Origin of the sequence: Paenibacillus sp. V4I7, assembly GCF_030817275.1 — a bacterium.
GTDB lineage: Bacteria > Bacillota > Bacilli > Paenibacillales > NBRC-103111 > Paenibacillus_E.
In genome coordinates this window covers 3,820,183-3,837,794 of sequence record NZ_JAUSZD010000002.1, presented here as the reverse complement: position 1 = coordinate 3,837,794, position 17,612 = coordinate 3,820,183, and the positions used below count along the sequence as shown (strand labels likewise).

General features: G+C 44.5%; 15 protein-coding genes and 1 pseudogene. 14 read left to right on the top strand and 2 right to left on the bottom strand.

The annotated features are described in order from the left end of the window. Nucleotides 1-123 precede the first annotated feature (123 nt). Both dapA and QFZ80_RS18965 read left to right on the top strand, forming a co-directional pair. Entirely contained in the window at nucleotides 124-1,005 is an 882-nt protein-coding gene (gene dapA, locus QFZ80_RS18970) for a 4-hydroxy-tetrahydrodipicolinate synthase (protein ID WP_307555219.1), read from the top strand. Between the two features lie 14 nt (nucleotides 1,006-1,019). Then, nucleotides 1,020-1,427, top strand: a complete 408-nt coding sequence (locus tag QFZ80_RS18965) for a RidA family protein (protein ID WP_307560498.1) — start codon at nucleotides 1,020-1,022, stop codon at nucleotides 1,425-1,427. 88 nt (nucleotides 1,428-1,515) lie between these two features. Here the strand turns inward: QFZ80_RS18965 and QFZ80_RS18960 are convergent, their stop codons facing one another. Both QFZ80_RS18960 and QFZ80_RS18955 read right to left on the bottom strand, forming a co-directional pair. Then, nucleotides 1,516-2,022, bottom strand: a complete 507-nt coding sequence (locus QFZ80_RS18960) for a GNAT family N-acetyltransferase (protein WP_307555223.1) — start codon at nucleotides 2,020-2,022, stop codon at nucleotides 1,516-1,518. 24 nt (nucleotides 2,023-2,046) lie between these two features. Then, entirely contained in the window at nucleotides 2,047-3,423 is a 1,377-nt protein-coding gene (locus QFZ80_RS18955) for a dipeptidase (RefSeq protein ID WP_307560496.1), read from the bottom strand. A gap of 178 nt (nucleotides 3,424-3,601) precedes the next feature. Between QFZ80_RS18955 and QFZ80_RS18950 the strand changes: the two genes are divergently transcribed. From QFZ80_RS18950 to QFZ80_RS18895, 12 genes and pseudogenes are all read left to right on the top strand, one after another. Beyond that, the gene (locus QFZ80_RS18950; RefSeq protein ID WP_307560494.1) at nucleotides 3,602-3,739 is read left to right on the top strand and encodes a GNAT family protein; all 138 of its coding nucleotides are present in this window, start codon (nucleotides 3,602-3,604) and stop codon (nucleotides 3,737-3,739) included. Between the two features lie 37 nt (nucleotides 3,740-3,776). After that, the gene (locus QFZ80_RS18945) at nucleotides 3,777-4,319 is read left to right on the top strand and encodes a GNAT family N-acetyltransferase (RefSeq protein WP_373460415.1); all 543 of its coding nucleotides are present in this window, start codon (nucleotides 3,777-3,779) and stop codon (nucleotides 4,317-4,319) included. Between the two features lie 224 nt (nucleotides 4,320-4,543). Continuing rightward, a complete protein-coding gene (locus QFZ80_RS18940) occupies nucleotides 4,544-5,401 on the top strand; it encodes a M15 family metallopeptidase (protein WP_307560492.1) in 858 nt (285 codons plus the stop codon). Between the two features lie 44 nt (nucleotides 5,402-5,445). Beyond that, nucleotides 5,446-5,967 carry a VanZ family protein gene (locus tag QFZ80_RS18935; RefSeq protein WP_307560490.1) on the top strand — a complete coding sequence of 174 codons (522 nt, stop codon included), beginning with the start codon at nucleotides 5,446-5,448 and terminating at the stop codon, nucleotides 5,965-5,967. A gap of 41 nt (nucleotides 5,968-6,008) precedes the next feature. Beyond that, on the top strand, nucleotides 6,009-6,704 hold the full coding sequence (locus QFZ80_RS18930) for a response regulator transcription factor (protein WP_307555232.1): 696 nt from the start codon (nucleotides 6,009-6,011) through the stop codon (nucleotides 6,702-6,704). Beyond that, a pseudogene (locus tag QFZ80_RS18925) lies at nucleotides 6,697-7,807 on the top strand (sensor histidine kinase). Before QFZ80_RS18930 ends, QFZ80_RS18925 begins: the two are co-directional and overlap by 8 nt. A 343-nt stretch (nucleotides 7,808-8,150) precedes the next feature. Next, nucleotides 8,151-8,921, top strand: coding sequence for an ABC transporter ATP-binding protein (locus tag QFZ80_RS18920; RefSeq protein ID WP_307560489.1), 771 nt, complete (start codon nucleotides 8,151-8,153; stop codon nucleotides 8,919-8,921). Continuing rightward, the gene (locus QFZ80_RS18915) at nucleotides 8,884-9,984 is read left to right on the top strand and encodes an efflux RND transporter periplasmic adaptor subunit (RefSeq protein WP_307560487.1); all 1,101 of its coding nucleotides are present in this window, start codon (nucleotides 8,884-8,886) and stop codon (nucleotides 9,982-9,984) included. Before QFZ80_RS18920 ends, QFZ80_RS18915 begins: the two co-directional genes overlap by 38 nt. Further along, complete coding sequence (locus QFZ80_RS18910) at nucleotides 9,984-12,917, top strand: ABC transporter permease (protein ID WP_373460123.1); 2,934 nt, start codon at nucleotides 9,984-9,986, stop codon at nucleotides 12,915-12,917. Before QFZ80_RS18915 ends, QFZ80_RS18910 begins: the two co-directional genes overlap by 1 nt. 1 nt (nucleotide 12,918) lies before the next feature. Beyond that, nucleotides 12,919-13,851, top strand: coding sequence for an ABC transporter ATP-binding protein (locus QFZ80_RS18905; protein ID WP_307555243.1), 933 nt, complete (start codon nucleotides 12,919-12,921; stop codon nucleotides 13,849-13,851). Further along, a complete protein-coding gene (locus tag QFZ80_RS18900; RefSeq protein ID WP_307555245.1) occupies nucleotides 13,848-15,332 on the top strand; it encodes an ABC transporter substrate-binding protein in 1,485 nt (494 codons plus the stop codon). Before QFZ80_RS18905 ends, QFZ80_RS18900 begins: the two co-directional genes overlap by 4 nt. Nucleotides 15,333-15,384: 52 nt before the next feature. Beyond that, entirely contained in the window at nucleotides 15,385-17,529 is a 2,145-nt protein-coding gene (locus tag QFZ80_RS18895) for a hypothetical protein (RefSeq protein ID WP_307560485.1), read from the top strand. The last annotated feature ends 83 nt before the right edge of the window (nucleotides 17,530-17,612 follow it).

Sequence of the window (17,612 nt, the reverse complement as noted above, 5' to 3'; positions counted from 1 at the left end):
GGGAACCCCTCGCTTTAATATCAAAATTTTTGATGAGTCTTATCATTTATTATAGCTAACTGTGATTCAATGATCCATGCTAAAGTGAATGTACAAATGAATGAGGATTGGGAGATGATTGGGATGTTAAGAGAAAAAGACTTAAACGGGATCTATGTTCCCATTATTACGCCATTTGATGAGGAATACGAGGTGGATGCAGCCTCTTTCTATAATCTAGCTTACAATTTATTTCAAGATGAGGTAGACGGACTGGTCGTCAATGGAACGACAGGGGAATCGCCGACGATTACAAATGAGGAAATGGCGATCTTGTTCGCTACAGCACAAGCGGCTCGCGAGGCTGCGCAAGTAGATGTTCCGCTCATTGTAGGTACAGGAACGAATGTTACCTTGTCCACGGTGAAAAAGACGGAGGCTGCAGGGAAATTAGGGGCTGACGCCGTTTTAGTCGTTGTGCCTTACTATAATCGGCCGAGTCAACAAGGGATCATTGAACATTTTCGCCGGGCAGCCAGCGTTGGTGTCCCTGTTATTTTATATGAAGTACCGCATCGCACGGGTGTTACGTTGGAACTTGATACTGTGCGTACGATACTTGAACTCGATGGTGTCATAGGTATGAAGGACAGTACGCCGAACACCCGATTGGTGTCTGAGCTTACTCGTCTAGGCTCGAAACCCGTACTGTGTGGGGAGGACTCACTGCTTTTTGCGGCGCTTAGCTCCGGTGCTAAAGGGGTTATGAGTGCGTCAGCGAATGTAATGACTGAGCGGTTTGTTTCGTTCTATCGGCATTTTGTTGCAGGTCAACACGAAATGAGTAAGCAGCTATTCGATGAATTGCTGCCACTCATCCGATTACTTTTCGAAGAGCCTAATCCAGCACCTCTCAAATGGCTGCTTGAGCAGCAAGGTGTCATTGAATCCGGAACACTTCGCTTGCCGCTGCTTTCGGTGACAGAAGGCCTGCAGGAGAAGTTAGCCGATTATTTGCAAAAATGAGAGGGAGAGATTTGATGAATCGGACTAGAGTATTTACAGGTTCTCCATGGGAACCTCTAGTAGGATATTGCCGGGCGATTCGGGTGGGGAACCGCATTGAGGTTGCTGGCACAACAGCAATGAGGGATGGAGAGGTCGTTGGCGAAGGTAATCCGTATGTGCAAGCACAATTCGTCCTCCAGACGATCGAGCAGGCGCTGCAAGAACTTGGGGGGCAAATGTCAGATGTCATTCGAACGCGGATGTATGTAACGGATATCTCCTTATGGCAGGAATTTGGCAAGGCACATGGGGAGTTTTTCCGTGACGTTCAGCCCGTGGCGACGATGGTTGAAGTGAAGGCTTTGATAGATCCTTTGTTGTTGATAGAGATTGAGGTTGAAGCTCTGTTGATGGAGGAAACTGAGAATGGCTTGAAGTAAGGCATTTAAGTATAAAAAAAGCGCTTATCCTCTTAGAAGGCGATTTGAAATCGCGGGCATAAGGGAAAAGGCGCTCTTTGTTTACATTTTATCCTACACGTTTACCAAGAATGATGAGGTCGCGTTCGATTCCGTCAAGTTCAGCAACGCCAGGCAGATGAGCCCAGTTGACGAAGCCGAATTTGCGGAAAAGGTGGAGGCTAGGATCGTTATGGCCAAAAATGAAGCCAAGCAGTGTCTTCAGTCCCAGCTTTGGACTAGCGTCTATTGCGTGCTCCATCAGGTAACGGCCAATGCCTTGGCCGCGAAAAGCTTCATCGACATAAATGCTGACTTCCGCTGTAGCGTTATAGGCGGGTCGGCCATAGAAGGACTGAAAGCTGAGCCAGCCACAAATGCCACTGCCGTTTTCCAATACCCATAAAGGGCGGAAATCCGCAGAGTGCTCATAGAACCAGCCTTCGCGACTGGCTATGGTTACGGGTTCTGTATCTGCTGTAACCATGCGTCCTTCAATGGTGGAATTATAAATTCGTACAATGTCTGCTAAGTCTTCCAAGCTGGCATCGCGGATCGTTAGATGATTCGTACTCATGAGTAGGCTCATACCTTTCAGTGGTTATTTATTCATCTCGGCAAGGTTTAACCAAAAACGACTGATGGTCTCTGTTCCTTTGTCCCAATTGACCAAATGGAAATGCTCATTCGGCGCGTGCAGGTTTTCACCTGGTAGACCAAAGCCAAGCAGCACTACGGGTGCTTCTAATACGCGTCCCAACACTTCAACAATTGGGATTGAACCTCCGCTTCGAGTATACACAGGCCAAACGCCATAGGTATCCTCATAAGCTTCCGCAGCTGCTACCATTACAGGCTCGTCAATTGGCGTGATAAAAGGATTTCCGCGCAGCTGGCGGTCTAGGGTTACTTTTACGCCAGGCATAGAGAGGGCGCGGATATGATTTTCAACCGCATCCATGATTTCCTCGGGTACTTGTGCCGCAACGAGACGGCAAGCTATTTTAGCGCTAGCTCGATTAGGAATGATTGGTTTAATGCCTTCACCTTGAAAGCCGCCGCTTACGGATGTGATTTCCAAGGTCGGTCTTGAAGTCGTTTGTTCGTAGAAAGAGAACCCATTTTCGCCATATAAGGTCTCAACATGTAAGTCCGATCGAACCTTGTTCGCGTCGGGTTCTACTTGTTTAAAGGCTTCGCGCTCTTTGTCCGATAGTTCAATGACTCGATCATAGAAGCCTTCGACCGCTACTCGACCATTCTCATTATGGAAGGAACTTAGCAGCTTCGATAAAGCGTGAATTGGATTTTGAACCGCGCCGCCAAACAGGCCAGAATGAAGGTCACTATTTGCGCCATCAATCGTAATTTCAAACCCAGCAAGCCCGCGAAGACCATACATAAGTGCAGGTTTTCCTGGTCCTTGCATCTGAGTATCGGAAAGAACAATGGTATCGGCTTGTAATTTATCTTTATACTTTTCCACGAATGCTGGTAGATGCTTACTCGCGATCTCTTCTTCGCCTTCAATACAAAATTTCACATTAACAGGTAGACTGCCGTGTGTTCGTAAAAAAGCCTCAATCGCTTTGGCGTAAAGCAGTAGTTGACCTTTATCATCAGTGCTTCCGCGGCCAAATAGTTTGCCATCTTGAATCACGGGCTCAAAAGGAGGAGTGTTCCACAGTTCTAACGGCTCGGCCGGTTGAACATCATAGTGTCCGTAGACTAGTACAGTTGGCTTACCCGGAGCATGCAACCAGTCTGCATAGACAACTGGATGTCCCCCAGTAGCCATAATTTCAATGTTCTCAAGACCGGCTTGTTTCAAAGACTGAGCCGTCCATTCTGCACAGCGAATCATGTCTGGTTGATGCTCGGCAACAGCACTTATGCTTGGAATCCGCAAAAACTGCATTAATTCCTCTATGTGTTGGTCCCTTTGCTCATTCAAATAGGTTTTGATCGTTTCTATCATGTTTGATTTCTCCTTCTTTTTAAGCCATTTAAATCGGGGCTTCTTTTAAGTTCCCCAAATGCAAGTAAATTCCTGCAAATATGTGATGCAGATACCGATTTTATAAGAGTGTTGCACGATGTAAATAGAAGTGGGTATTATTGTATAGGTAAATTCTGCTATTTGAAGGGGGGAGTTCATGAAACTCTTTGTTAAGACGGAACGAATGTCTTTAGTTTTACTGGATCGTTCTTCCGTAGATCTAGTTCTGGATTATGTGATACGTAATCGAACCTTTCTTGAACCGTGGGAATTAGAACGTAATGAAACGTATTAGCTCCTTAATCGGGGACTCATGACGGAGGGAAGCGATTATTACCTACGCTTTTGATGTAATGAATCTACATCGGATTGAAGCCAATATCATGCCTCGAAACACGGCATCTCTGAAGGTCGTTGAGAAGTTGGGCTTTTATTTACAACATGCTAATTATGTTGTTGTTACAGACCCTTTGATGAAACAGAAGGTGTATGATGCGTCCTATAAGCAATACAAAATTCAGAGCTCGTCCGCAGTTATTGCGGTCCTTGGCGATTTGGAAGCATATAAGGATTCTGCGAGAATAAATGAAGGACTTTTCCATTTGGGATTCTCTAGTAAACAAGAGTTAGATTCCGAAGTACAGCAAGTGACACATTTCTATGAAGAACGGGGAGAGCCGTTCAAGCGAGATGAAGCGATTCGGAATGCAAGTCTATCCGCCATGTTATTTATGCTTACGGCGAAAGAGCAGGGTTGGGATACTTGTCCGATGATCGGTTTTGAGGCAGACAAGCTCATTGAGGCTCTTCAATTAGAGGAACGTTACGTTCCTGTTATGTTAATTACGATTGGGAAAGAAGACACGTCCAGCTAGCGGCCGCGCGGTTATCGTAAACCGATTGGTGAGTTTGTGAAATATGTTTAATACATAAATAGAGACTGTTTATCGCTATGAAGGTGGCGATGAGCGGTCTTTTCCTATTTGGGACTTATTGAGGGTGATGTACAAGTTTAAGAAAAATTTTATTTTTAACCCCATTTCTTATTAATTAGTTTTCCTTATCCTTGGAGTGAATGGAAGGTTAGGAGGAACTGAGGATGAAGAAGTGGGTTTTTTGGCTTGTTATACTTGTATTGCTCGGCTATGGAGCTGCTCAACACAAACTGAAAGTCGTTAACGATAAACCACCGGAAGAAAACAAGCAAGCTCAAGAGGTGACTCTTCAAATGAACGAGCTTAAAGTAACAAAAGATCAGATTTATAAAGGCAATTTGTTGTTGGTCAATAAGGATCATCCTGTACCTCCAAGTGGCGAGGAGTCCGAAGCGGTCAATCTGTTTCAACATAAGGAACTGCTGAACGGTTTCATCGTGCTGGATAAATCGATTCGATTGTCACCGAGTTTGGTGCAAAAATTTTCTACAATGATTGGGGCCGCAGAAAAAGATGGGGTTAGCCGATTTTTAATCAGCAGCGGTTATCGGGATAATAAAGAACAAAATAAGCTCTATCAACAAATGGGTGCTGATTATGCATTACCAGCAGGCTACAGCGAACATAATTTGGGGTTATCGCTTGATATTGGATCTACGCAAGCGGAGATGAGTCAAGCACCTGAAGGAAAATGGCTGAAAAAAAACGCATGGCGTTTCGGCTTTATCGTGCGTTATCCGGCTGACAAAACGGCAATCACAGGTATTCAGTCTGAGCCCTGGCATTTTCGGTACGTTGGTTTGCCGCACAGCGCTGTCATGCAGGAAAAGAATTTTGTCCTCGAAGAATATTTGGATTACTTGAAAGAAAATAAGACCATCACGACTATTGTAGATCACCAAACCTATAAAATCTCTTACCATCCTCTCTCCAAAAACACAACTATCCCTGTGCCAGCGAATGGTCGCTATCAGTTATCAGGCAACAATATGGACGGTGTCATTGTGACCATGTATCCATAATCAGGGCTTATGAATTTCAAAAATCAAAAAAGGGAGAATGGCGTATGAAACCTAAGATAATGTTGAAAGATATTACAATTCAAGTATTCTTTACCCTTTATGTGTACACGTTATTCAAAATTATTCTATTTAAGTTCGGCTCAATGGATATGACATTTCTCTGGAAGCAGCTTAAGATAAGTCTGGGAAACCCTGATTATATCAGCATGCAATTTCAAAAAGGTAATCTGATTCCCTTTAAAGAAATATCCAGTACAATTCATGATATATCGAGTCATGGTTTGATTAACCTAGTTGGGAATTTCGCGATCTTCATGCCGTACGGTATTCTTCTTGGTTTAATGTTAAGAAACAAAAAAATATCAGTTATAGATGCGTTTATTCTTTCATTAGGTTTAAGTCTGATCCTGGAATGCGCGCAGGCCATTTTCTCTATTGGACGTTATGATGTAGATGATCTCATACTAAATTCAAGTGGGGGCTTGATCGGTTTCATTACTTTCAAATTATTCACAATGTTAGTTACTTCATCAAGTGCTAAACAAGCAAGAGGTAGCTCCATCTGATACAATAAAAGCAATACAAAGGCCATACAGGGGTGGAACGAATGAATCCGATCACAATTCTGATAGCGGATGATGAGGCAGAAATTGCCGATCTGATTGAGTTGCATTTAGAAAAAGAGGGTTACCGCTGCGTGAAAGTAGCTAATGGGCAGGAAGCTATTTCTGCTATTCAAACGAATTCCATTGATTTGGCGATTCTAGATATTATGATGCCTATATTAAATGGCTATGAAGCAACAAGGCAAATTCGAGCTGAGTATCATCTGCCTATCATTTTTTTAAGCGCCAAAACGACGGACCTTGATAAGATTACAGGACTGGTAAGCGGAGCGGATGATTATGTAACCAAACCGTTCAACCCGATGGAATTGGTTGCTCGCGTGAATGCTCAACTGAGGCGTTCCACACAGTTTAATCAACCAAAGCAAGCGGGCAAGCTTACTTTGGAGGCAGGCGGACTGGTCATCAATCCCGAAGCACGAACCGTATTCGTTTATGGCAAACCTATTGAACTGACTCCAAAAGAGTTTGATATTTTATATCTGTTAGCCAGTTATCCAAAGAAAGTGTATAGCGCGGAAAATATCTTTCAACAGGTGTGGGGCGATGCCTATTATGAAGGGAGCAATACAGTCATGGTACATATTCGTACCTTGCGGAAGAAGCTTGGAGAAGACATTCATAAAAACAAACTGATTAAAACAGTTTGGGGGGTGGGGTATACATTCAATGGCTGACATCTTCCGAAGTTTTCGATTTAAAATGATTCAACTTTTTGCTTTAAGTATGCTTTTTTCCGGCATCATTACCTATTTGCTCTATAAAACTCTCCAACTCTATTATTATACGATCAAAATGGAAAATCCATTAACTAAAGTTCGTTGTTTTCATAAGAGAGATTGGGGATATTAACTTCTTTTTGCTGATTTTCATTCCGCTCTCCGTTTTGTTTTTCTTTCTCTTCACCAAACCATATGCAGCGTATTTCAATGAAATTTCCAGCGGAATTAATCAGCTTGCGAATGGCGACTTTAACAGTCGTATACGTATTCCATCCAATGATGAGTTCGGAGATATTGCGAGAGACATCAATCTGGCAAGCGAAAAATTGCAGCAAGCATTGGAAAGAGGGGACTTTGCAGAAAACAGCAAGGAACAATTAGTCTTGAATTTGGCTCATGATTTGCGTACGCCGCTGACGTCCGTTTTAGGTTATTTGGATTTCATTCTTCAGAACGATCAACTGACTGCCGAACAAATCAAGCACTATACGAGTATTGCTTTTACCAAGTCTCAACGTTTAGAAAAGCTCATTGATGAATTATTCGAAATCACCCGAATGAACTATGGGAAGCTTACCATTGAAAAAAAACCAATCGATATAAGCGAGCTTCTCATTCAATTAAACGAGGAATTATACCCTGTTTTTGAGAAAAACAACCTAACAACACGAATGAATGTGACTCCACAATTGATGATTTGGGGTGACGGAGAGCTATTGGCACGCGTATTTGAAAATCTCCTGACGAATGCTATTCGTTATGGAAAAGAGGGTCAGCTAATAGACATTAATTGCAATCTTGATGCAGAAAATGTGGTGATACAAGTAATTAATTATGGAGACTGTATTCCTCCGGAAGAACTGCCGCACATTTTCGATATGTTTTTTACCGGCGATCGAGCGCGCACTCATCGTGAGGGGAGTTCCGGCCTTGGCTTATCTATAGCGAAGAACATTGTAGATCAGCATCAAGGCATAATTTCGGCCCAAAGCAGTGTAATTCGTACGCTTTTTGAAGTCCGTTTCCCGCAAAAAATGGCATCCGAAGAACTCGGTTAACTATGGGCCGATCATTTAATGAAAAATTTATTTTTACCCTACTTATTCTTTTAACAGTCTCCCCTATTCTAAATGTAGAAATGGAAGGAGGAAACTGAGAATGAAGAAGTGGGGTTTTTGATATATTCGGAAATAAGGTAGATGGGGTGATTGTTATGTATAAAATAGGCAATTCGTTGTATGGATGAATTTTCCATTTCATAGTATATTTTAATAGATTCATACAACCGGGTTGATCCTCAAAAAGCTTTCAGGAAATATTCAGTTTCATGAAACCTTTTGGAAAGATGTGCCGTCTATTTTATCATACATACAGTTTGGAAATGAAAGGAAGACATACCAAATGGCAAGATGGTTTCGTAAAAGAAGCGCAAATGGCGCTTTAGCTATCGATGAGGAACCTCATGCTGATGAACGTTCCTCTCGTCTAAGCCAAGTCCATTCTCCGTTATTAACGGTAAGTGCTGTACACCGCTCTTTTCAAGTTGGAGGTCAGAAGTTAGAGGTTCTGAAAGGGATTGAGATGGAGCTCAACCCGCTGCAGCTAGTCATGCTCAAAGGCCGATCCGGCTCGGGGAAAACAACGCTGCTTAATTTAATTGGGGGGCTCGATCAGCCAAATGAGGGGGAGATTTTGTTTCAAGAGCATGCCTTTCATCTCAGCAGTGACGATGAACGGACGTTGATACGTCGCAAGGAAATTGGTTTTATTTTTCAATCCTATGCGTTAATGCCTTTGTTGTCTGCATGGGAAAATGTGGAGCTGGCGCTGCGAATGGCGGGGATTCCGCGTTCCCAGTGGAAAGAGCGAGTGAAGCATTGCCTGGAGCTCGTCGGACTTGGCAAGCGGATGCACCATCGTCCTTATGAGCTTTCCGGTGGTGAGCAGCAGCGTGTCGCGATTGCGAAAGCGATTGCACATCGGCCTTCCCTTATTCTGGCGGATGAGCCTACAGCTGAGCTGGATTCTCAGATGGGTGCGCAGATTATGTCCGTTTTCCGCAGCATCATGAAAGCCGAGCAAGTCACGATATGTATGACAACACATGACCCTACAATTTTGGAGGTTGCCGATCATGTTTACGAAATGGTGGACGGAAGATTCGTCACGTAATTGGACGATGAAGCCTTTAGCTGCACTGATTGTATGTTCGACATTACTACTTGCTTCTGGATGTTCGCTTTTGCCTAAGGAGCAGGAAGAAGAATCGCTTCCGACGATTAATCCGCCTAAGCTTTCCAAAAAGCCTGAATACACAGTGAAAACGGAAACCCTTGAAACGAAAGTGAGAGGGAGTGGGCGGTTAATGGCTTTGCAAGAGGAGAAGCTGTTTTTCTCCGAAGATATGTCCGCCAAACGGATCAGTGCCATACTTGTGAAAAACGGGGATTCTGTTGAGAAGGGGCAGCCGATCGCGGAACTCGACGTCTCGGATCTGGCGAGCGATTTGAAGCGGAAGAAGCTTCAAACACGTAAGGATGAGCTGACGATGATTGAAACGCTGCGGAAAGCGGATGAAATGTCGCCGGAGCAAATCGAACAGGCAAAGATTGATTTTGAGTTGAAGCGTGAAGAACTGACCAAGCTTGAAACACAAGTGGGTAAAGCGCAGCTGCTCGCTCCGTTCAGCGGAACCATCGTCACTGTAACAGCCAAAAAAGGCGATACCGTGAAGTCCGGGGAATCCGTTGCGACTCTCGCCGATTTGAATGAACTAACCGTGGCTGCAAGTATTAGTGCAGATGATGCGAAGAAAGTAGCTATTGGCATGGACGTGCAGGTGGATATTAATTCGGCCGGCCAGCACAAAGGGAAAGTGAAGCAGCTGCCGAACCCGCAAGCTGGGAACAACAATAATAACGGCGGTTTTCCTGGTCAAGGTGGGCAAGGTGAGCAGGATACGATCGATAATTATCTGGTAGTTCAGCTTAGTGAGTTTCCGAAAGGACTGAATCGTGGAACACCGCTAAGTGTCACGATTATTACACAAAGAAAAGAAAACGCCACGACGATCCCTCTGGCTGCACTTCGCTCGTATTCGGGGCGGAATTATGTCCAAGTCATTGATAATCAGGGAAATAAGAAGGAAGTGGACGTGGAAATCGGTCAGCAGACGTCAACGGATGTGGAGATTGTAAAAGGTCTCACAGCTGGACAGAAAGTAGTGGGTCGCTAATGTCCATGCCGATGCTGCGGTTTTTATTTCGGAAAATGTGGAATACCCGCTGGCTAACGCTCAGCACCTTGCTTGGACTAGTGATGGCTGTTGCTTTCACCACGAGCATTCCGATGTATGCCGATGGGTCGCTGAAGCGAGTCGTCGCCAAATCGTTAGAAGAAAAGAGCGAGGGACTTCCAGCAGGCTCACTGCTCATGCGTTATCAAGCTGTTGGGACAGAACGTGCAGGGTTGGAAGAGCTCAAAGACGTCAATGTGTACATACAAGATGAAATTCCGAAAGATGTTGGCTTTCCATTACAGACCTATGCAAGAAGCTATACCATCAAAGGAGCTCAGCTAACTCCCGCAGATGGGACAAAAGCAGATCCTAGTAAACGTCGACAAATGACATTAACGACGCTAAGCGGTTTAACCGATCAGGTTGAATGGTCAATCGGCCAGATGGCTTCTGGGCAAGTTCAGAATGGCATATTGGAAGCTGTGGTCTTAGAAGAAGCTTTGTTTCGAAACGATCTGCATGTAGGGGATGTATTCAGTTATTCGGTCGCAAGTAGCAGCGGCAGTCAATTGTTAAAAGTGAAGATCGTTGGTTCCTTCAAACCCAAAAATGAAACGAGTGCTTATTGGTTTCAAGGCTTAGAAGGGTTAGTAAACGCACTTATTATTCATGATGATGTTTTTATGAAGACGTTGTTGACGGAGAAGAAAATTCCGCTTCAGCTCGCCAATTGGTATTATGCATTCGATCTGCGCAATATCCAAACCAGTCAATTGTCGCCTCTCGAGAACCGTTTGGAGCGTCTGGATATCAATTTGTTCCAAAAACTCAAGAATACAAAGGTAGATGTATCGTTTAAGCCGATTCTTACTGAATTCAAAGCCCAAAGCTTGCAGATGCAGATTTTATTATTCACATTAGCGGCCCCGATGATTGCGATGGTTTTCTATTACATTGTGATGAATGCCAGACAATCGCTTGATCGACAGCGTGGTGTGATTGCCATCCTGCGAAGCCGTGGAGGCAGCACGAAGCAAATTGTTGGAATTTACTTTCTGGAAGGTTTATTACTTGGGGCGATTGCACTGCTGATTGGACCCTTTATGGGCTGGTTCATGGCAAAAAGTATCGGCTCTTCTAGCGGATTTCTAACGTTCGTTGATCGTAAATCGATTCCTGTTAGTTTTACAAATGAGGCGATGCTCTACGGCGGGCTCGCTGTTCTGATTGCGATTCTTGCCAGTGTGATTCCAGCTGTCCTTTTCGCAAGATCTTCGATCGTCAACTATAAGCAGCAGCTCGCAAGGTCAGACCGCTCGCCGCTATGGCAGCGGTGGTTCATCGACATCGTACTGTTAGGACTTGTTGGCTACGGCTTCTACTTATTTGATCAACGCCAAGTATTATCCGTACAAACAGGGCTAACGACCGATCAATTACAGGTGCATCCGCTGCTGTTTTTCGTTCCAGCACTCTCGATCTTTGCGCTAGGACTTTTCTTTCTGCGCATCTTTCCGTGGCTGCTGCGTTTGTTCGGCTGGCTTGGACGGAAATTCCTGCCCGTGCCGCTATACTTGACGCTAGTTCAGCTTTCCCGCTCAGCCAAAGCCTATTACCCGCTTATGCTGCTGCTCATTCTTACGCTCGGCCTCGGCGTGTACAATTCTTCAGCTGCTCGTACGATTGATCTGAACTCGACGGAGCGGATCTTGTATCAATACGGTACCGATGTTGTGCTGCAAACTGTATGGGAAGGCTTCTCAGACGACTTGCCGAAGGATCCGAACGCAGGCAATAGCGGCGGTGGAGCTCAGGGAGGCGGGACATCTGGTGCTGGAGGTAATAACGGTGGCAATGGCAGCGGTGGCTCCGGTGCGGGTGGAGGCCAAGGTCAAGGTGGCCCGAAACCTGGAGAGGAGACACCCACCAAGATTCGTTACGTCGAGCCTCCATTTCAAATGTTCCGTGATCTAGAAGGCGTCCAGGCTGTAGCCAGAGTTTTGCAGACGAAAGGAAACGTCGTTGTATCTGGCAAATCAACCGGACAGGGAATGATCATGGGGATCGATAATGCGGATTTTGCCAAAGTAGCTTGGTTCCGGCCCGATTTATTCCCAGCTCATCCGAATCAATACCTGAATTTGCTAGGGAGTTATGAGCAAGCTGTCATCATTCCTTCGAATTATGCAAGTAAATATGCGCTTAAAGCGGGTGATCTGCTTTCGATTACTATCGGTCAGCAGCCTGTGGAATTCGTCATTGTTGGTATTCTACCGTATTGGCCGAGTCAATATCCGGATCAGACACCATTTTTCATCGCAAATTTGGATTACATATACGACCAAGCACCTATTACTCCCTATGACGTATGGGTCAAAATGAAACCGGACGCGAAAGTTGCACCGATTGTTACTGCTCTGCAGGCCAAGGGGATTGAGCTAGTTTCCGTGAAGGATGTTCGTAACGAGCTCATTATTCAGAAGAAACTCCCAGCAAGAGGCGGCGTCTTTGGTATTCTTAGCCTGGGATTTCTAGTCTCTGTGATCGTATCCTTAATTGGCTATATGCTGTATTGGTTCTTTAATTTATCTAGCAGAGTTGTACAGTTTGGGGTGCTTCGCGCCATGGGGCTTTCCCGCAAACAATTGACCGGTATGCTTCTCCTTGAACAAGGTTTTACGGCTGGATTGTCCATCGCGCTAGGCATCGGAATTGGCAAGCTAACGAGTTATTTCTTCCTGCCTTTCCTACAAACTTCACAGAATGTGAAGACGCAGGTGCCGCCGTTCCGAGTTGTTTTCGATTCCAAAGACACTTATCAGCTATACTTCGTGGTTGCTTTCATGATGATAACAGGGGCCCTGCTGCTGTTCTTACATATTAGAAGGCTACGCGTTCATCAGGCTGTGAAGCTGGGAGAGGAGAAATAGCGTGATTACTTGCGAGGGCTTAGTCAAAATTTATAAAACAGACGAGATTGAAGTTGTCGCTTTGCAAGGGCTAAATATTCAGATCGACGCCGGCGAGCTTATGGCCATTATCGGGAATAGCGGAAGCGGCAAGTCCACATTGCTGAACATATTAGGAGGGCTTGACCGCCCTTCTGCAGGTCAAGTGAAAGTCGGCGATTGGGATTTACTGAAGATTACCGACAAACAGCTAGTTGATTACAAACGACATACGGTCGGCTTCATCTGGCAAAATAATGCGCGAAATCTTGTCTCGTACCTCACCGCTCTCGAGAATGTAGAAATGCCGATGATGCTCAGTGGGAACTATGACCCAGTCTACGCGAAACAATTGCTAGAATGGGTGGGGCTCAGCCATCGTTTGAATAACAAGCTGCAAGAACTGTCAGGTGGGGAACAGCAGCGTGTGGCTATTGCGATTTCGCTTGCTAACCGTCCGCGTTTACTGCTTGCGGATGAACCGACGGGGTCGGTGGATACGAAGACGGCGGATATGATTCTTTCTATTTTCCAACGGCTGAATAAGGAATTGGGAGTGACGATTGTCATTGTTACCCACGATATGTCCATGGCAGGCAAGGTAGGGCGAGTCGTTGCTATCCGAGATGGCATGACAAGTTCGGAGTTTATTGCTCGCAATCCTTCGATTTCGGCGCTCGATGGAACGTCGGCAGGACTCACAAGTGAAGACCATGAGGAGTATGTGGTACTAGACCGAGCGGGACGTTTGCAGGTTCCGAAGGCTTACTTGAGCGCTCTGCAAATTGACGGTAAAGCTACGATGGAGTTTGACGGCGAGAAAATTATGATTAAAGCACCGAAGGATTTATCTGCGAACGAAGGAATCGAACGAATTGAACCTAATTCACAAACCGTTGGAGGAAAATCAAAATGAAAATGAAAATGATATCACGTAAAATGCTTGCTACAACCTTAACACTGGCTATGGTGGCTCCACTAGCTGTTGCTTGTACCAAAGGGGAAAAAGCCGATGATACTCAGGAGCGCGTGCTTAAGATCGCGACTTCTATGATGTACGGTGGTGATGACGAATATTTCAGACAACAATTCACCGAAATATTTGAATTCGCCAATCCGAATATCAAGATTGAAATGATTCCAACGATGGATGAGAAATTCCGTTATGGCAACGTTCAACCTGGGGAGAAGATGCCTGATCCCACGGAGAAGCTGAAGGAAGTGATGCAGGGTGATAATCCACCGGATGTAGTTATGGTAGGTTATGAACAACTGCCGGATATCATTGAAAGCAACTTGCTGACACAGCTTGATCCACGAATAACAAAAGATAAATTCGATACGGCCGGAATCGTTCCAGCGGTTATCGATGGTATGAAAAATGCAGGCGGTGGTAAGCTTTACGCACTTGCGCCGACATTCAACTCCTCGGCACTCATTTATAATAAGAAAATGTTCCAAGATGCGGGCGTCGATTTTCCTAAGGATGGGATGACATGGGATGAGACATTCGATCTTTCCAAACGCCTTGTTAAAGGGGAAGGGGAGAGCCGCATCAATGGCTTCTCATTTACAACGCAATCTCAAGGCGGAGATTTGTTCTATGGCATGCAAATGTACACAGCTCCCTTGCAATTAAAAATGTTTGATGACGCCGGTGAGAAAATGACGGTGGATACAGACCAATGGGAAAAAGTTTGGGCAAAAATGGCTCAGATGCAAAAAGAGAACGTATTCCCAGAGATGATGGATCCGCAGAAGCAAATGAACCGTCAGTATGATCAAAATAATCCTTTTGCGTATGATGATTTCATGTCAGGCCGGTTAGCCATGGCGATTATCAATTATGGTCAAATTCAACAGCTTACGAATGCGAACAAAAATGCAGCCAATTATAAAGGTTACACACCAATCGACTGGGATGTCGTAACGATTCCTTCTCACCCGGAAGCAAAAGGTGTTGGCGGATCCATCTATATGAATGGTATTATGGGTATAAATGCCAAAGCGCAAAACCCTGATGATGCTTGGAAATTCATAAAGTTCATTAATGGCGATGACTGGGCAAAATTGAAATCTCATAGTTCCTATAACTTGGTTGCCCGCTCCAAATATTTGAAGCCCAAAGATGGGTTGGAATTTCACATGGAAGCTTTCTACAATGTGACGCCAGCTCCAATAGATACTAACACCAAGATTTATCGTACTAATCCTAACATTTATCAGGTACAGGAAATTGGTCGTACACAGTTTATGAATGTCCTTCAAGGGAAAACGACAGCTCGCGAAGCGCTCAAGCAATGGCAAACCCAGGGGGATGCGATGCTCAAACAAATGAAGGAAAATCCGAATGCACCTATGAACCCGATGATACAGCAGGCTGTGCCTGCTGGCTAAGCAGGATGGAATTTCTTAAAGGATGAACATATGAAGGAGGAAGCTTATTACCATGAACAACAAGATACGCTATACTCGTTTGGCAACCATTGCCTTGTCTGCTGCATTGACACTTGGAGCTGTAACGCCCGTTTGGGCGGATAGCAATCCTACTGCTATTACTTCGACTGTAGGTAAGGTTGCCATCACAGGAAGCAGTTACTTTGAATTGAAACAGATCCATGTTTTACCTGATCAAAGCGGCAAGCTTGCGACATTTACCATTACTATTCATAACGAAGGGAGCAGCGAGCTGCAATTCATAGATTATTGGGTACGGTTGAAAAGCAAATCCGGCAATCAATTTTCAGCACGCTTGCTGCCAGCAGATAAGGATAAGAACCGGGTTGCTCCCGGTTCAACGACAGATTTAACATTCTATGCGACCGTTAACACTAGCACGAACTTGCAAGATCTCGTTATCCAATTTATTAAATGGGATTTTAGTCAGTCGAATTTTGAGCGTGTTCTGGGTGAAGTCGCCGTACCGGACACCTATACAGACGTAACGCCTTCAGATGGTGCTGCAGCCATTTCTGTAAATGGAACCAACGTGAATGCTTCAATTAAAAAGTTTGTCAGCAATAAGAATGAAAAATATCATGTTCCCACCGTATATGTAACTTTAGAGAATGCTGGCAATCATACCGTTACGATTCCTTCTTACCTCTTCTCAATTCGCACGAAAGAGGGGTTGCTTTATCCACTGGAAGCCAAAGGATTGAAAGATTTGAAGATCAATCCAAAGGAAAGCAAAGAAATTCAGCTATCGGGTTCCATTCCAGTAGCCGTTGCCGCTGAAGCATGGCAATTGGCTGTGGCAGAAACAATTCCAGACTTGAAATTGAATGTTTCCGTTGCGAATTTTGGGCTGCCTGCCGTTACGCAGCAAGAAGGCGGCTCTGTGGGTAAGGAGTATTCCTTCACAAGTAAATCCGGTATTTATACAACTCAGCTTAATGGATTGCACCGACTGCCTTGGGAAGATCAAGACTTATTAACAGCCGATTTGACACTAAGTAATAAAGGTGAAGAGTCACTTCCTATCCCGAAATTATCAGGGTATTTCCTGCTTGATGGCGCTGTGAAAATTGATGCCAAGCTCATTCAGACGGCGAAAGTAATCGGATTGGGAGCAGGAGCGAGCGTTAATTTGCAAATTGCAGGTAAAGTGCCGTATACGTATGAATTTTCTCAAATTAAATTAGTTCTTCAAGAGAATGAGGGAGAAACACCGCCGGCGGGTACGGGCACTGCTACTGCAACGGATGTGCTGGAGTTTTCTACACAGGCGGAGCTTCAGGCTATTCCTTTCATTGGTATGGGGCAGTCCTATACATCCAATGATATTGGGCGTAAAGCGAAGTATGTTGTTCGAAGTGTTTCCACTTATGAGGATAAAACGAATATCATGTACTCCGCGATGGTGGAAGCAACCAATTTGGAGAAGCGTTTTACGAATGTATCCAAGTTCGTCGCCAATTTCCGATCATCGGATGGAACTGTTTTCCCGGCAACTGTTGCTGAAGTAAAGAACAAGATTAGTCCAACAGGAAAAGCGCTATTAAATGTATGGGCTTCTGTACCAAAAGGTTACACTACAGCGAATATGAACTTGCTTCTAGGAGAAGCAGTGACCGAAGGGAAGTTGTCTGAAGGTGAAAAAGCCGTTGCAGATTCCTACGTGAACCCAGTTTCCTACTGGCTGCCTGATGAGAAGACAAACGTAGCAACAACACTTAAAAATGTTGAATTATTCCCCTATACAATTACGATTGATAAGATTGGGACATCAATTGAGGATAAAGTATTTACTTTAAAATTCAACTACGAGTTAAGCAAAGAAAAATTGACAGAAATTAATACCGAAGGCCATAACTTGCTGCTTGTTTTTGAAGATGGCGGTGGGATTAAACGATTTGAGAAAAAGTTTGATTTCAAAGACTTTGACGTTATTAACGGAGACTCAACCGCAGATGAAGATACGAAGATCCGTCTTGGCAAGCGGGAGAATTTCAAGATTACAAATCCTGATCCGGGCCTCATTTATAACACCAAATTCTTAGAGAAATATACACTTAGTATTTATGACGAGTTTCAAGGTCAGAGAAAGCTGCTGGCCACACAGAAAGCTGATTGGTTTATTACAACGGACTAATTCATTATTTGAAGCGAAGGCACCCCAGCCTTCGCTTTTTATTTTTTGGGTAGTTGAAGCATGTTTAAGGCGGGGGCCTCGCG

What these genes read in the sequence shown, in the direction of transcription:
- dapA (WP_307555219.1), top strand. Translation starts at nt 124, where the DNA reads ATGTTAAGAGAAAAAGACTTAAACGGGATCTATGTTCCCATTATTACG.
- QFZ80_RS18965 (WP_307560498.1), top strand. Translation starts at nt 1,020, where the DNA reads ATGAATCGGACTAGAGTATTTACAGGTTCTCCATGGGAACCTCTAGTA.
- QFZ80_RS18960 (WP_307555223.1), bottom strand. Translation starts at nt 2,022, where the DNA reads ATGAGTACGAATCATCTAACGATCCGCGATGCCAGCTTGGAAGACTTA.
- QFZ80_RS18955 (WP_307560496.1), bottom strand. Translation starts at nt 3,423, where the DNA reads ATGATAGAAACGATCAAAACCTATTTGAATGAGCAAAGGGACCAACAC.
- QFZ80_RS18950 (WP_307560494.1), top strand. Translation starts at nt 3,602, where the DNA reads ATGAAACTCTTTGTTAAGACGGAACGAATGTCTTTAGTTTTACTGGAT.
- QFZ80_RS18940 (WP_307560492.1), top strand. Translation starts at nt 4,544, where the DNA reads ATGAAGAAGTGGGTTTTTTGGCTTGTTATACTTGTATTGCTCGGCTAT.
- QFZ80_RS18935 (WP_307560490.1), top strand. Translation starts at nt 5,446, where the DNA reads ATGAAACCTAAGATAATGTTGAAAGATATTACAATTCAAGTATTCTTT.
- QFZ80_RS18930 (WP_307555232.1), top strand. Translation starts at nt 6,009, where the DNA reads ATGAATCCGATCACAATTCTGATAGCGGATGATGAGGCAGAAATTGCC.
- QFZ80_RS18920 (WP_307560489.1), top strand. Translation starts at nt 8,151, where the DNA reads ATGGCAAGATGGTTTCGTAAAAGAAGCGCAAATGGCGCTTTAGCTATC.
- QFZ80_RS18915 (WP_307560487.1), top strand. Translation starts at nt 8,884, where the DNA reads ATGTTTACGAAATGGTGGACGGAAGATTCGTCACGTAATTGGACGATG.
- QFZ80_RS18910 (WP_373460123.1), top strand. Translation starts at nt 9,984, where the DNA reads ATGTCCATGCCGATGCTGCGGTTTTTATTTCGGAAAATGTGGAATACC.
- QFZ80_RS18900 (WP_307555245.1), top strand. Translation starts at nt 13,848, where the DNA reads ATGAAAATGAAAATGATATCACGTAAAATGCTTGCTACAACCTTAACA.
- QFZ80_RS18895 (WP_307560485.1), top strand. Translation starts at nt 15,385, where the DNA reads ATGAACAACAAGATACGCTATACTCGTTTGGCAACCATTGCCTTGTCT.